14 protein-coding genes are annotated in these 13675 nt (G+C 64.0%); 7 read left to right on the top strand and 7 right to left on the bottom strand.

Features of this window, described 5'->3' with window-relative positions; translation table 11 throughout:
• Nucleotides 1–30: 30 nt before the first annotated feature.
• From ggt to mdaB, 3 genes are all read right to left on the bottom strand, one after another.
• The gene (gene ggt, locus AC1RMG_RS06860; RefSeq protein WP_011059135.1) at nt 31–1698 is read right to left on the bottom strand and encodes a gamma-glutamyltransferase; all 1668 of its coding nucleotides are present in this window, start codon (nt 1696–1698) and stop codon (nt 31–33) included.
• Nucleotides 1699–1918: 220 nt separating this feature from the next.
• Nucleotides 1919–2830, bottom strand: coding sequence for a LysR family transcriptional regulator (locus AC1RMG_RS06855; protein ID WP_011059134.1), 912 nt, complete (start codon nt 2828–2830; stop codon nt 1919–1921).
• A gap of 67 nt (nt 2831–2897) precedes the next feature.
• The gene (mdaB, locus tag AC1RMG_RS06850) at nt 2898–3488 is read right to left on the bottom strand and encodes an NADPH:quinone oxidoreductase MdaB (RefSeq protein ID WP_015634065.1); all 591 of its coding nucleotides are present in this window, start codon (nt 3486–3488) and stop codon (nt 2898–2900) included.
• 203 nt (nt 3489–3691) lie between these two features.
• On the opposite strand from mdaB, the gene AC1RMG_RS06845 reads away from it, so the two are divergent.
• The gene (locus AC1RMG_RS06845) at nt 3692–4006 is read left to right on the top strand and encodes a putative quinol monooxygenase (RefSeq protein ID WP_410036411.1); all 315 of its coding nucleotides are present in this window, start codon (nt 3692–3694) and stop codon (nt 4004–4006) included.
• 7 nt (nt 4007–4013) lie between these two features.
• On the opposite strand, the gene AC1RMG_RS06840 is transcribed toward AC1RMG_RS06845, so the two are convergent.
• Nucleotides 4014–4778 (bottom strand): sulfite exporter TauE/SafE family protein, encoded by a 765-nt coding sequence (locus tag AC1RMG_RS06840; protein WP_065364667.1) that lies wholly within the window; start codon nt 4776–4778, stop codon nt 4014–4016.
• Between the two features lie 214 nt (nt 4779–4992).
• On the opposite strand from AC1RMG_RS06840, the gene AC1RMG_RS06835 reads away from it, so the two are divergent.
• The 3 genes from AC1RMG_RS06835 (at nt 4993) to AC1RMG_RS06825 (ending at nt 6942) form a co-directional block, all read left to right on the top strand.
• Complete coding sequence (locus tag AC1RMG_RS06835) at nt 4993–5874, top strand: LysR family transcriptional regulator (protein ID WP_072442959.1); 882 nt, start codon at nt 4993–4995, stop codon at nt 5872–5874.
• Between the two features lie 56 nt (nt 5875–5930).
• Nucleotides 5931–6506 (top strand): NAD(P)H-dependent oxidoreductase, encoded by a 576-nt coding sequence (locus tag AC1RMG_RS06830; protein WP_015634061.1) that lies wholly within the window; start codon nt 5931–5933, stop codon nt 6504–6506.
• Between the two features lie 64 nt (nt 6507–6570).
• Nucleotides 6571–6942, top strand: coding sequence for a MerR family transcriptional regulator (locus AC1RMG_RS06825; protein WP_019095167.1), 372 nt, complete (start codon nt 6571–6573; stop codon nt 6940–6942).
• A 21-nt stretch (nt 6943–6963) separates the two neighbouring features.
• On the opposite strand, the gene AC1RMG_RS06820 is transcribed toward AC1RMG_RS06825, so the two are convergent.
• Entirely contained in the window at nt 6964–8367 is a 1404-nt protein-coding gene (locus AC1RMG_RS06820; protein ID WP_125063627.1) for an amino acid permease, read from the bottom strand.
• Nucleotides 8368–8477: 110 nt separating this feature from the next.
• Nucleotides 8478–9728, bottom strand: coding sequence for a kynureninase (gene kynU, locus AC1RMG_RS06815; protein WP_011059126.1), 1251 nt, complete (start codon nt 9726–9728; stop codon nt 8478–8480).
• Nucleotides 9729–9915: 187 nt separating this feature from the next.
• Here kynU and AC1RMG_RS06810 point away from each other — a divergent pair, with 187 nt between their 5' ends.
• Nucleotides 9916–10389: an Lrp/AsnC family transcriptional regulator gene (locus AC1RMG_RS06810; protein ID WP_011059125.1), complete on the top strand. Its 474-nt coding sequence runs from the start codon at nt 9916–9918 to the stop codon at nt 10387–10389.
• Nucleotides 10390–10395: 6 nt separating this feature from the next.
• Here AC1RMG_RS06810 and AC1RMG_RS06805 read toward each other — a convergent pair whose 3' ends face one another.
• Nucleotides 10396–11409 (bottom strand): AraC family transcriptional regulator, encoded by a 1014-nt coding sequence (locus AC1RMG_RS06805; RefSeq protein WP_011059124.1) that lies wholly within the window; start codon nt 11407–11409, stop codon nt 10396–10398.
• Between the two features lie 369 nt (nt 11410–11778).
• Here AC1RMG_RS06805 and antA point away from each other — a divergent pair, with 369 nt between their 5' ends.
• Together antA and antB are read left to right on the top strand one after the other, a co-directional pair.
• Nucleotides 11779–13167: an anthranilate 1,2-dioxygenase large subunit gene (gene antA / locus AC1RMG_RS06800; protein WP_493168805.1), complete on the top strand. Its 1389-nt coding sequence runs from the start codon at nt 11779–11781 to the stop codon at nt 13165–13167.
• 2 nt (nt 13168–13169) lie between these two features.
• Nucleotides 13170–13661, top strand: coding sequence for an anthranilate 1,2-dioxygenase small subunit (gene antB / locus AC1RMG_RS06795; RefSeq protein WP_011059122.1), 492 nt, complete (start codon nt 13170–13172; stop codon nt 13659–13661).
• Nucleotides 13662–13675: the final 14 nt, after the last annotated feature.

Raw genomic sequence — 13675 nt, 5'->3', positions numbered from 1 at the left:
GCCCGGCCAGCTCCTACAGGGGTTCAGCGGTTATTTGACGACCTTGCCGACACCGCGGCCGCGTGGGTCGGAAGCGGTTTCAAGCGCGGTGCCATTGACCCGGATGGCCTGGATATCGCCCATCTCCCAGCCCTGGTCTTCCAGGGTGTAGCCCATGGCCTTGAGCTCGTCGGCCACCTTGCCGGTGAGCGGCGCATAGGCGTCGTAGTAGATCGTGTCCTTGGGCAGCAGCTGGTGATGCACGCGCTGCGCGGCCACGGCCTTTTCCAGGGGCAGGTGGTAGTCGTAGAGGTTGTTCAGCACCTGGAAGATCGAGGTGAAGATCCGCGAACCTCCGGGGGTGCCCAGCACCAGGGTGACCTTGCCATCGCGGGTCACCAGGCTCGGGCTCATGGAGGACAGCATGCGCTTGCCCGGGGCGATGGCGTTGGCGTCGCCGCCCACTACGCCGAAGGCGTTGGCCACGCCCGGCTTGGCGCTGAAGTCGTCCATTTCGTCGTTGAGCAAAAAGCCCGCGCCCTTGACCACCACGCCGCTGCCATAGTCCCAGTTCAGGGTGTAGGTGTTGCTCACCGCGTTGCCCTGGGCATCGACGATGGAGAAGTGGGTGGTCTGGTGCGGCTCAAGCCCGGGGCGCACTTTCTCGGTAGCCGAGATGGCGTTGGGGTTGACCTCGGCGGCGCGTTTTTTCAGATACGCCGGGTCGGTCAGTTGCTTGACCGGAACATCGGAAAACGCCGGGTCGCCCAGGTAGTCGGCGCGGTCGGCGAACACCCGCTTTTCGATTTCCGCCAGCAGGTGAATGTACTTGGCCGAATTGAGCTCCACACCCTTGAAGTCCGCCGCGCGCTCTTCCTTGATGCTGATCAGCTGCGCCAGGGCCACCCCGCCAGAGCTGGGCGGCGGCGCGGTGTACAGGGTGTTGCCACGGAAGGTCACCTGCAGCGGCTGGCGCCACTGGACCTTGTAGTCCTGCAGGTCCTGCTTGGTGATCAGGCCCTTGTCGGCCTGCATCTGCGCCACCAGCAAGTCGGCGGTCTTGCCGCTGTAGAACTCCTTGGCGCCCTGGTCGGCGATGCGCTCCAGGGTCGCGGCCAGTTCCGGCTGACGGAAGGTCTCGCCCGGTTTCATGCTGCCGAAGTAGTCGCCGAAGTTGGTGGTGCCGTTGAACAGCTTCAACGCATCCTCGCGGTACTGGTACTGCTTGTCGGCCACCTTGAAGCCGTTCTTCGCATAACCCACGGCCGGGGTGATCAGCTCGCTCCACGGCAGCTTGCCGAACTTCTGGTGCGCCTCCCACAGGCCCATCACCGTACCCGGCACCCCGGCGGCGCGAGCGCCCACCAGGCTCAGGTTCTCGATCACCTCGCCCTTTTCATTCAGGTACATGTTCCGGGTCGCGGCCTTGGGCGCGGTTTCCCGGTAGTCGAGGAAGTAGGGTTTGCCGTCGATGTACATCGTCATGAACCCGCCGCCACCGATGTTGCCGGCCTCGGGGTAGGTCACGGCCAGGGCGAAGGCCGTGGCCACCGCGGCATCCACCGCGTTGCCGCCCTTCTTGAGGATCTGCGCCGCGACATCGGCGCCGTACTGGTTGGGCGCGGCCACCGCGCCGCCTTCCAGGGTCACGGCGAAGGCCGAGCTGCTGGCGGCGATAGCGGCCGTCAGGGCCAGGGTCTTGAACAACAGAATGCGCATAGGTCCTTCCTTTTCTTGTTATTGAACGGCAAGAACCTTAGGCCCGAGACGGGGGGTTGAGCAATCGCCAATCGTGGCACGAACGTCCCAAGCCTCCGCCATGGATAACCGTAGGAGCTGGCTTGCCAGCGAATGCAGTTTCAAGAGTTGCGCAAAACCCGGGGGCCCCTTCGCCGGCAAGCCGGCTCCTACGGGGGATAGGCGGGGAATGGGGGAGCCTTCAGCCCTGGAACTCGGGGTTGGCGTAATCGGCCAGCTTGCCCTGGATGAAATCCAGGAAGCACTGGATGCGCAGGGCCAGTTGCGAGTTGCGGTAGTACACGGCGTTGATTGGCTGGCGATAGCCGCTGTTGAACGAGGCCAGCACCGGTTGCAGGCGCCCGGCGCGAATGTCGTCGATGGTCATGAAGTGCGACAGGCAGGCAATGCCCTGCCCTTCCAGCGCCAGGTGGCGCAGGGTCTCGCCACTGGAGGCGCTGATGCCCGGCTGGATCTGCCAGCGGTCGCCATGCACATGGCGCAGCGGCCAGTGGTTGAGGGTCTCGGTCTGGGTGAAGCCCAGCAGGGTGTGCCCGGCCAGTTCGGCCACGCTCTGCGGCGTACCGTGGCGGGCCAGGTAGTCAGGGCTGGCGAGGATGTGCAGCGGGCTGCAGCCCAGGGAGCGGGCATGCAGGGTCGAGTCCGCCAGCACGCCGATGCGGATGGCGATATCGGTGCTCTGCTCCAGCAGGTCGATGATCAGGTCGTTGCTGTTGAGTTCCAGCTGGATATCCGGGTACAGGCTGCGGAACTCGGCCACATAGGGAACGATGGCGTGCAGCATGAAGGGCGACGCAGCGTTGATCCGCAGGCGCCCGGACGGGTTGCGCTGGCGCGAGGACAGGCGCTCTTCGAGCTCGTCCATCTGATCGAGGATCAGCTTGGCCTGTTCGAAGAAGTAGCGCCCTTCCTCGGTCAGGTCCATGCGTCGCGTGGTGCGGTTGATCAGCGTGGTGTCGAGCTTGGCCTCCAGCCGCGACAAGCTGCGGCTGACCGCCGAAGGGGTCTGGGCCAACTGCTCGGCGGCGGCGGAAATCGAGCCGCACTCGATGACACAGACGAAGACTTGCAACTCGTCGGATCGGGCTTTCACATGAGTCCTCTGGCGGCAGCGGGGCAACATCGCCCCTGAATTTCAAGGCACTCAATAGTAGCCGGATTCAGCCCGGCAGATTGAACACTGCCTTGAGGTGTTCCTCGTAACGCTGCACATCGCCTTCGATGTTCGGGCGTTTCATCACGTCCACGCAGAGGAAAGTCGGCAGGGCGCTCATGCCCAGGAACTGGTTGGCCTTGTGGAACGGGAAGTAGACCGCGTCCACGCCCTTGGCCTCGAAGAAGTCGGTGGGATCGTCGAAGGCTTGCTGCGGGGCGTTCCAGGTCAGCGAAAGCATGTACTGCTTGCCCTGGATCAGGCCACCGCTGCCGTACTTCTGCGAGGCATCGGAGCGGGTCCGGCCGTCGCTGGCGTAGAGGCTGCCGTGGCCTTCGGTGAAGACTTCGTCGATGTATTTCTTGACGATCCACGGCGCGCCCATCCACCAGCCGGGCATCTGGTAGACGATCACGTCGGCCCAGAGAAACTTCGCCACTTCTTCCTGGATGTCATAACCCTCGTCGATATGGGTGACCTTGACCTCCAGGCCGCCACGATCCAGTACCGCCAGGGCGGTGTCGTGCAGGGTCGCGTTGTAGCGGCCATCGGAGTGGGCGAATTGCTTGGCGCCATTGAGCAGCAGTACTTTTTTCATGATCCAGCCTCATCGGGAACAACCCGTTGCGCATCGATGGCGGCGGGCTGTGAAGATTGAAAACGATGGCGGCAGGTTAACCAGGCCAGGGCCGGAGAATAAGCCCGGGTTGTTCAAAATACATTTGACTCAAACGCACGAATCAATGGTGGATTGTTGCCTTAGAATTTTTGCCGACCTCCCCATCAGCAAGAGTGCTCCTTATGCCCACACCCTCGGCCTTCATCCTTCACGCCAAGACCCGCCCGGAACGGGCTGATGCCTTCGAGGCGTTCTTTCTCGGCCATGTAGCCGCCAGCCGCGCTGAAGCCGGCTGCATCGAATACCACATGCTGCGGGACCGACAGGACCCGAGCCTGTTCATTTTCTACGAGGTCTGGGCTTCCCAGGAGGCGCTGGATAGCCACTCCAGCCTGCCGCACATGCAGCAGTTCCTCGACGCGCGCATGGACTACCTGGAGCGCGACTTCGAGATCCGCGCCATCGACATGCTCAGCCCGGCCGCGGCTGGCCGCTGAGCAAAAGCTAGCCGCTGATCAGCAAGTGCCCGCCCAAGAGGCCCATGCCGACAAAGAACACCCGCTTGAACAACTGGGCGCTGATGCGCTGGCGCAACCACTGCCCCAGCCACATGCCCAGCAGCGCCGGGGCCAGGGTCAGCAGCGAGGCCCCCAGCTCGGCGCCGCCCAGGGCGCCGCGCCACAGCAGGCCGCCGGCCAGGGCCAGGGTCGAGACGGTGAACGACAGGCCCAGGGCCTGCACCAGCTGATCCTTGTTCAGCCCCAGGGCTTGCAGGTAGGGCACCGCCGGAATCACGAACACCCCGGTGGCCGAGGTGATGACCCCGGTGACCAGCCCGCACAGCGGCCCCAGCCAGCGCTCCTGGGCCGCCGACACTCGCAGGGTCGGCAACAGCAAGCCGCTCAGGGCATATAGCAGTAGTGCCGCCCCCAAGCCCCGCACCACCCAATGCCCGGCGTCGATTCCCAGCCACAGGGAGCCGGCGGCGGTGCCGGCAAAGATCGCCAGCAGCATCGGCCACAGGCGCTTGAGCAAGGCCGGCAGATGCCCGCCAAAGGCCAGTTGCCAGAGATTGGTCAGGGTCGCCGGGATAATCAGCAGGGCCGCAGCCTGCGCTGGTGCCATAGCCAGCCCCAAGAGGCCCATGGCCACGGTGGGCAGGCCAAGACCGATCACCCCCTTGACCATGCCGGCCAGCACAAAAGTGCCGATCACCAACAGGGAAAGGGCCATTCCGAGATTCTGATAAAACGCGAGCGAGCTGTTCATGGGCCTATCCTGCGCCCTGCTCGCCCTGCTGAAAATCTGCCATATACTGAGCCAGCCTCTTGCCCGGCAATAGGCACATACAAAAACCTATGGCCCGTACCGCCCCAGGAGCTGGCTTGCCAGCGAAAGCGATTTCGAGATTTGCGCAGAACCCAGCGGCCTCTTCGCCGGCAAGCCGGCTCCTGCAAAAATGACGCCCCCCGAGAGATGCCCCATGCACTTCGACCTGATCGACCTGCGCCTGTACCTGAACATTCTGGAGGCCGGCAACATCACCGCCGGTGCCGCTCGCAGCCACTTGTCGCTGGCCGCCGCCAGCGCTCGAATCCGAGCCATGGAGGCCTCGCTGGGCATCGAGTTTCTCGAACGCGGGCGTCGTGGCATCCGCCCGACAGCCGCAGGCAAGGCCCTGGCCCAGCACGCGCGAACGCTGCTGCTGTACGCCGAGCACCTGCAGCAGGACCTTGGCGAATACGCCAGGGGGGTCAAGGGCCAGGTGCGCCTGTTGTGCAACACCACCGCACTCAGCGAGTACCTGCCAGAGCTGCTGGCAGACTTCCTGCACAGCCAGCCCCATGTCGATATCGAGCTGCAGGAGCTGCCCAGCCAGCGCATCACCCACGCCCTGCGCCAGGGCGCGGCGGACCTGGGGATCGTCTCCGATGCGGTGGACACCCAGGGTCTGATGACCCGGGCCTTTCGCGACGACCCCCTGGTGCTGGTGATGCCCCCGGACCACCCCTTGGGTGCCCTGGCGGCCCCCAGCTTCAGCGACAGCCTGGCCCACGACTATGTCGGCCTGGCCAGCCACAGCGCCCTGGCGGTGTACCTGGAGGAACAGGCCCTGCACCTTGGCCGGCGCATGCAGTTGCGCATCCGCGCCGAAGGCTTCGACGCCGTGCTGCGCATGGTGGCCCGCGGCGCCGGGCTGGCCCTGGTGCCCCTGGCGGCCCTGCAACGCAACCTGCACCTGGCTCTGCAAAGCCGCCCCTTGAACGAGGCCTGGGCACGCCGCCGCTTGCTGCTGTGCGCCCGCGACTTCAACGCCCTGCCCCTGTATGCCCAGGGCTTGTGCCGTGCGCTGCTGGAGCCTTGACTCTCCCCTTAGGGGCAGACTTTAGCCTTGGGGTTTATTCCTCAAGGACCACGGCAATGAGCAAACGCATCCTGGTGATTCTCGGCCACCCTTCGCGCCACAGCCTGTGCGCGGCATTGAGCGAGCGCTACGTGAAGGCGGCGCAGGAAGCCGGCCATGAAGTGCGCCAGCTCAGGCTCGGCGACCTGCATTTCGACCCGGTGCTGCGCGAAGGTTATCGCCAGATCCAGCCCCTGGAAGAAGACCTGCAGCAGGCCCAGGCCGACATCCTCTGGGCCGAACACCTGACCTGGGTCTTCCCCATCTGGTGGGGCGGCATTCCGGCGCTGATGAAGGGCTTTCTCGATCGCGTGCTGCTGCCGGGCTTCGCCTTCAAGTACCGCCCCGGCAAAGCCTTTCCGGAGCAGCTGCTAAAGGGCCGCAGCGCCCACCTGCTGGTGACCATGGATACACCGCCCTGGTACTTCCGCTGGTTCTACCGCATGCCCGGCTTGCAGCAGATGCGCCGCACCACCCTGGCCTTCTGCGGCATCAAGCCCTTGCGCACCCTGACCTTCGGCCCGGTGCTGGACGCCAGCCAGGAACGCCGGGCCGACTGGCTGCTGCAAGTGGAGCACCTTGCCAGGCAGTGAAAGCGCCGGATAATGCGCAACGCCGTCCACCGCCCGACGACCCGGTACTGGAAAAGGAGCCTTCATGTACATCGGCCAAGCCGCGCAACTGTCCGGAACCACGGTCAAGAGCATCCGTCATTACGAGGCCATCGGCCTCTTGCCCGAAGCGCCACGCCAGGGTCGCTACCGCCTGTATGACGCGCAGAGCGTCGAGCAACTGATATTCATCAAGTGCGCCCAGCAGTTGGGCTTCAAGCTCAAGGAACTGCAGCAGGTGTTCGCCACCCACCAGGGGCAGGCCTTCCCCTGGGACCGGGCCCAGGCGGCCCTGGCGCAGAAAAAGCGCGAGCTGCAACAGCAGATCGAGGATTTGCAGCAGTTGCAGGGCCGGCTCGAGCTGTTCGAGACCAGCCTGCAACAGGCGCGAGAGGAATGCCCCCTGGGCAGCCGCTAGGACCGCCCGGGCGGCCTTGCTTCAGACCTCCGACAAGCCGGCGACCACCCGCGGCTTACGAAAGCACAGGTAATAGACCAGGGTCAGCAACAGCAGGAACGGCACCCCGAACACCAGGGTCATCTTGAACGCCTCGGTGAAGAAGGTGGTGATCATCACCGCCCCCATCAGCACCAGCCCCAGCAGGGTGCTGTAGGGAAACAGGCGCATGCGGAACGACAACTGCTGCTCGCCGTGGCGCTGGTGATAGCGGCGGAAGCAGTAATGGGTGAGGAAGATCATGAACCAGGTGAAGATCGCGCCGAACATCGAGATCGCCATCATCAGGGTGAACGAACTCTCGGGGTACAGCACGTTGACCAGGGTCGCCAGGGCGATGCCGGAGCTGGACAGCAGCAGGGCATTGAGCGGAATCCCGTTCTTGCTCAGGGCCCCCATGGACTTGGGCGCATAGCCGGCGCGGGACAGGCTGAACATCATCCGCGTGGTGATGTAGAGCTGGCTGTTCATCGCCGATAGCGCGGCGATCAGGATCACGAAATTCATCACCCCGGTGGCCCCGGGAATACCGATGGTCTGCATCACCGTGACGAACGGGCTCTGGACCTTGCCGGCCTGGGCCCAGGGCACGATGGCCAGCATCAGCGCCAGGGTCAGCAGATAGAACACCACCAGGCGCACGATGGTGGCGCGAAAGGCCTGTTTCACCGCGCGTTGCGGGTCCTTGGCCTCGCCCGCCGCCACCGCGATCATCTCCACGCTCAGGTAGCTGAAGATCGACACAATCACGGCAATCCACATGCCTTCGAAACCGTTGGGAAAGAAGCCGCCGTGAGCGCTGTAGTTGTGCAGCCCGTAGTCGGGGTTGCCAGAGCCGAACACCACGTACACCGCCAGGATGATGAAGCCGACGATGGCGGCGATCTTGATGGTGGAAAACCAGTATTCGAAGTTGCCGAAGGTCTTCACGCTGATGCCGTTGAGCACGATCAGCACGCTGGAGAAGGAGATGATCCACACCCACTCCGGAACGTTGGCGAACCAGTACTTCATGTACATGGCGATGGCCGTGACTTCGGCACCCACCGCCAGCACGATGGCCGCCCAGTAGGCATAGCGCACCAGGAAGCCGGCCAGCGGGCTGACGTAGAACTCGGCGTAGGCACCGAAGGAGCCGGAGGTGGAATGGGCCACGGTCATTTCCGCCAGGCAGCCCATCAGGATCAGGGTGATCAACGCGCCGATGGCGTAGCTCAGCAGCACGCTGGGGCCGGCATAACCGATGGCGTAGGCGCTGCCCATGAAGAGCCCGGTGCCAATGGCCCCGCCGATGGCGATCATGCTCATCTGGCCGGCGGTCAACTGCCGCCTGAGGCCGTGCTCGCGATTGGATATCGCTTCGAAACCCTTATTGGAGGTGGTCACTTTGAGTGCCTCTTTATTGTTGTGTGCACGTATAAATCGTTGTGACGGCCCGTCCTTGTGCCGCTGGCCTGGTCGCCGCACAGGGCGGCAACCAGGGGGTGAAACACGCCTCAGGTCACGCTGTGGCGCACCTGGAATTGCGCCTGGGCCCAGGTTTTCTGGTCGAGGATTTCACCGAGGATCTGCACCGCGTCCCATACCTCGCTGAAGCGGGTGTACAGCGGAGTGAAGCCGAAACGCATGATCCGCGGCTCGCGGTAATCGCCGATCACGCCCCGGGCGATCAGGGCCTGGATCACCGCGTAGCCTTCGGGGTGCTCGAAGCTCACATGGCTGCCACGCTTGGCATGCTCACGCGGGGTCACCAGCTTCAGCTCGTGACCGGCGCAGCGCTGCTCCACCAGTTCGATGAACAGGTCGGTCAGCGCCAGGGACTTGCGCCGCAGGCTCTGCATGTCGGTCCGTTCGAAGACTTCCAGGCCGCATTCGACCATGGCCAGAGAGGTAATCGGCTGGGTGCCGCACAGGTAGCGGGCAATGCCGCTGGAAGGCTCGTAGCGGGTAGCCATGTCGAACTGCCGGGCATGGCCGAACCAGCCGGACAGCGGCTGGGTAACCAGGTCGCAGAGCGCCGGAGCGACCCAGGCGAAGGCCTGGGAGCCGGGGCCGCCATTGAGGTACTTGTAGGTGCAGCCGATGGCGTAGTCGGCGCCGCTGCGGCCCAGGTCCACCGGCACCGCACCGGCCGAGTGGGCCAGGTCCCAGATGCTCAGGGCGCCCGCCTCGTGGATCAGCCCGGTGGTCGCCTGCATGTCGTGCATGTAGCCGGTCTTGTAGTTGACGTGGGTCAGCAGCACCACCGCGGTGTCCTGGTCGATGGCCGCCGGCAGTTGTTCCGGGCTGTCCACCAGGCGCAGGGAGTACCCCTGCTGCAGCAGCTGCGTCAGGCCTTCGACTATGTACAGGTCGGTAGGAAAGTTGCTGCTTTCGGAGACGATCACCCGCCGCTGGGGCGCACGTCCGGCCTGGACCTGCAGGGCGGCGCTGAGGACCTTGAACAGGTTGATGGAAGTGGTATCGGTGATGACCACCTCACCAGCACCCGCACCGATCAGCGGCGCCAGCCGATCCCCCAGGCGCTGGGACAGGTCACGCCAGCCGGCCGTGTTCCAGCTGCGGATCAGGCCCTCGCCCCACTCTTGCTCGATCACCTGCCGGGCCCGCTCGGCAGCCGCCACGGGGCGGGCACCAAGCGAGTTGCCATCGAGGTAGATCACCCCTTCGGGCAGGCTGAACTGTTGGCGCAGCGGCGCCAGGGGGTCCTGTTCATCGAGACGCAGGCAGTGGTTTTTATCGATCATTGGCAGTCCTGTCTTGGTCAATGTCATGCCCACCGGAAGGGGCCGGGCACGGGGTCCTGGAAACCCGAAAACTTGAGAAATAATGGACGAAGACCGGGAGAATTTTCGTGCAAAGTGCAGCGCGCTGTCGTACTAATCTCGAATAAAATTCTAATCCTCCAATAAAAAACGCGGATTTATGCCAACCATGACCCTCGACTCCACGGACCTGCGCATCCTCTACTTCCTGCAACAGGACGGGCGTATCAGCAATCAGGAACTGGCGGAGAAAGTCGCCCTCTCGCCCTCGGCCTGCCTGCGCCGCCTGCGCCTGCTGGAAACGGAGGGGATCATCAGCGGCTATCGCGCCCAGCTCAATGCCGAGCGCCTGGGCATCGAGCTGGAGGCGATCGTCCACGTATCCCTGCGCCAGGACGTGGAAGGCTGGCACGAGACCTTTATCGGCAAGGTCCAGCAGTGGCCGGAAGTGGTGGCCGCCTACGTGATCACCGGCGCCAGCAACTACGTGCTGCGCATCCAGGCGCGCAACCTCAAGCACTTCTCGGATTTCATCGTCAACCATCTGAACCGCGCCTCGGGCGTGACCGACATCCGCTCGGAAATCGTCCTGCAGAAGATCAAGGAACAGAACAGCCTGCTGGACCTGGTGCAGCGCAAGTAAGGCGTCCTAGAACCCGGCCGGTCGCCGCGCGGGGTGACGCTGGGCAGTGACGCTCGGGGTTTCGTCGAACAGCTTGCGGTACTCGGCGGAGAACCGCCCCAGGTGGGTGAAGCCCCAGCCCAGGGCAATCTCCGAGATGTTGCGCGCCGAGCCGTGCTCGAGAATTTCCTGGCGCACGCCATTGAGCCGGTGGCGCTTGAGGTAGGCCATGGGCGACAGGGCGAAGTACTTGCGAAAGGCCTCGAACAGCTTGAAGCGCGAGACGCCGGCGGCGGCCTCCAGGTCTTCCAGGTGCACGGTCTCGCGGGCATGTTCATGCAAGTGCTGGCGGGCCCGTACCAGATAGTGGGGCAGCTTGACCCCGAGCATCGCCCGCAACTCGCTGGAGTAGTTGTTGGGCTGGGCCAGGATCAGGCCCTTGATCAATGAGCTTTCGATTTCCCGGGTGAAGGCCAGCTGTTCATAGAGCTCGTTGCCCTGTGCCAGTTCGCCGATGAAATGCTGCGCCATGCGCCACCAGGCCGCGGCGGCACCGTGCAGCGCATCCATGCCGGGCTCGAAACGCAGCGGCTCCAGCACCGGGCGCTGCAACAGGCCTTCCAGGGCCTCGCTCATGGCCGGCCGGGAAATCACCACCTGCAGCTTGCGACAGTCTCCGGAGATGGCCAGCACCTGGCTTTCGTTGGGGGCGATGATCACCCCCTGGCCGCGGTCCGAGCGCAAGAGACGCCCGTCCTTGCTCAGTTCCTGCTCGCCGCACAACGGCAGGCTCAGGCTGTAGCTGCTGAAGCGCTCGGTGTCCTGGATATCCACCACCACATCGGTGCCGTATTCGATGATGCCCAGGGTCGTGGAACGGGACCTGAGCACGTTGGCACTGTGGTGGAACCGAATGCGTTCGGGGTTGGCGGTTTCCAGGCGGTGAGGCCCACAGATTCCCGCCATCCAGTTCCTGGCCCCTTCAAGGTCAAAGCGATCGATACGAATCTCGCGAAACTGCCCATCAGCCTTGCTATTCATCACGGCGCACCCACGGCAATTTTTATTCAGCGCGCTCTGACGGCGCGTCTTGTATGACAGGGCAAGTTTTGCGCCAGCCGACGGCGCTGCCAACCCAGTGGATAGCAATCGTCGACTAAGTGGATAACCGGGCCCCATCACTCTCATTGGCTGCGCTCACAGTAGCCGATCAGCGCACCAACAGGCAGCCATCCATCGCTTGCCTGCACGATGCTGGGTAGATGCTACCCAAGGGCCTGCTGCTCCATGCCTTGCCGGGAACGGGCAATTTTGTGGATGACCTTGGCCGACTAAGCGGATAGCCGCAGGCCCCCTCCCCTCTCTCTAATGACTGCACCCGATTGGCCTGAATAAAAAAGGTACCGACTCATGAGTGGTGCAAGAAACGTCGAGCAGTGGCAAGACTTCATCGGCAGCTGCCTGGATTTTCGTCCCGCGGACGGGGTGTTCCGTATCGCCCGGGACATGTTCACCGAGCCCGAGCTGTTCGACCTGGAGATGGAGCTGATCTTCGAGAAGAACTGGATCTACGCCTGTCACGAAAGCGAGCTGCCCAACAACCACGACTTCATCACGATGCGCGCCGGGCGCCAGCCGATGATCATCACCCGCGACGGCGAGGGCCGGCTCAATGCCCTGGTCAACGCCTGCCAGCACCGCGGCACCACCCTGACCCGGGTCGGCAAGGGCAACCAGTCCACCTTCACCTGCCCCTTCCATGCCTGGTGCTACAAGAGCGACGGGCGCCTGGTGAAGGTCAAGGCGCCAGGGGAATACGACGAGGGCTTCGACAAGGCCGCCCGCGGCCTGAAGAAGGCCCGCATCGAGAGCTACAAGGGCTTCGTCTTCATCAGCCTGGACGTGGCCGCCGACAATTCCCTGGAAGACTTCCTCGGCGACGCCAGGATCTTCTTCGACATGATGGTCGCCCAGTCCCCCGACGGTGAACTGGAGGTGCTGCCGGGCAAGTCCGCCTACACCTACGACGGCAACTGGAAGCTGCAGAACGAGAACGGCCTGGACGGTTATCACGTCAGCACCGTGCACTACAACTACGTGGCCACGGTGCAGCACCGCCAGCAGGTCAACGCCGACAGCGGCGCCGGCAGCAGCGCCACCCTGGACTACAGCAAGCTCGGCGCCGGCGACGCCAGCACCGACGATGGCTGGTTCGCCTTCGAGAACGGCCACAGCGTGCTGTTCAGCGAAATGCCCAACCCGGCGGTGCGCTCCGGCTACGCCAGCATCATGCCGCGCCTGGTGGCCGAGCACGGCCAGGCCAAGGCCGAGTGGATGATGCACCGCCTGCGCAACCTGAACATCTACCCCAGCCTGTTCTTCCTCGACCAGATCAGTTCCCAGTTGCGGATCATCCGCCCCATCGCCTGGAACAAGACCGAGATCATCAGCCAGTGCATCGGGGTCAAGGGCGAGAGCGACGCCGACCGGGAAAACCGCATCCGCCAGTTCGAGGATTTCTTCAACGTCTCGGGCATGGGCACGCCGGACGACCTGGTGGAATTTCGCGAGGCCCAGCGCGGTTTCCAGGGGCGCCTGGAGCGCTGGAGCGATGTCTCGCGCGGCCATCACCGCTGGGTCAGCGGCCCCACCGCCAACAGCGAGAACCTGGGCATCCAGCCGGCCATGACCGGCACCGAAATCACCCATGAGGGGCTGTACGTCAACCAGCACCAGAACTGGCAGAAGTTCCTCCTGGACGGCCTGCAGCGCCGGCCCCTGAAACTGCGTGAGGTGTAAGCATGAATGCGCAATTGCAGTACCAGATCGAGCAATTCTTCTACCGCAAGTCCGAGCTTTGCGATGCCCAGGACTGGGACGCCTACCTGCAACTGTTTGCCGTGGACAGCGAGTTCCACCTGCCCCAGTGGGACTCGGAACACGTCTACACCCGGGACCCGAAACGCGAGATGTCGCTGATCTACTACGCCAACCGTTCGGGGCTGGAGGACCGGGTGTTCCGCCTGCGCACCGGCAAGGCGGCCTCGACCATCCCTATGCCGCGCACCCTGCACATGGTCAGCAACCTGCGCATTGCCGAGGGCGACAACGGCCTGCTGCGGGTACGCCTGAACTGGCACACGCTGTTCTATCGCCTGGCCACTTCCGAGGAGTTCTACGGCCACGCCACCTACGACCTCAAGCCCCAGGGCGACAGTTGGCTGATCCAGCGCAAGCACGTGCTGCTGCTCAACGACACGATCAACTCGGTGCTCGATTTCTATCACCTCTGACCCACGGAAGTTCT

The organism is Pseudomonas sp. GW822-FHT04H02 (assembly GCF_058800645.1).
The sequence above is the reverse complement of the archived record's forward strand: the minus strand, read 5'-3'. Positions and strand labels throughout refer to the sequence as shown.

What these genes read in the sequence shown, in the direction of transcription:
- antB (WP_011059122.1), top strand. Translation starts at nt 13,170, where the DNA reads ATGAATGCGCAATTGCAGTACCAGATCGAGCAATTCTTCTACCGCAAG.
- AC1RMG_RS06810 (WP_011059125.1), top strand. Translation starts at nt 9,916, where the DNA reads ATGACCCTCGACTCCACGGACCTGCGCATCCTCTACTTCCTGCAACAG.
- ggt (WP_011059135.1), bottom strand. Translation starts at nt 1,698, where the DNA reads ATGCGCATTCTGTTGTTCAAGACCCTGGCCCTGACGGCCGCTATCGCC.
- AC1RMG_RS06805 (WP_011059124.1), bottom strand. Translation starts at nt 11,409, where the DNA reads ATGAATAGCAAGGCTGATGGGCAGTTTCGCGAGATTCGTATCGATCGC.
- antA (WP_493168805.1), top strand. Translation starts at nt 11,779, where the DNA reads ATGAGTGGTGCAAGAAACGTCGAGCAGTGGCAAGACTTCATCGGCAGC.
- mdaB (WP_015634065.1), bottom strand. Translation starts at nt 3,488, where the DNA reads ATGAAAAAAGTACTGCTGCTCAATGGCGCCAAGCAATTCGCCCACTCC.
- kynU (WP_011059126.1), bottom strand. Translation starts at nt 9,728, where the DNA reads ATGATCGATAAAAACCACTGCCTGCGTCTCGATGAACAGGACCCCCTG.
- AC1RMG_RS06835 (WP_072442959.1), top strand. Translation starts at nt 4,993, where the DNA reads ATGCACTTCGACCTGATCGACCTGCGCCTGTACCTGAACATTCTGGAG.
- AC1RMG_RS06845 (WP_410036411.1), top strand. Translation starts at nt 3,692, where the DNA reads ATGCCCACACCCTCGGCCTTCATCCTTCACGCCAAGACCCGCCCGGAA.
- AC1RMG_RS06840 (WP_065364667.1), bottom strand. Translation starts at nt 4,778, where the DNA reads ATGAACAGCTCGCTCGCGTTTTATCAGAATCTCGGAATGGCCCTTTCC.
- AC1RMG_RS06825 (WP_019095167.1), top strand. Translation starts at nt 6,571, where the DNA reads ATGTACATCGGCCAAGCCGCGCAACTGTCCGGAACCACGGTCAAGAGC.
- AC1RMG_RS06830 (WP_015634061.1), top strand. Translation starts at nt 5,931, where the DNA reads ATGAGCAAACGCATCCTGGTGATTCTCGGCCACCCTTCGCGCCACAGC.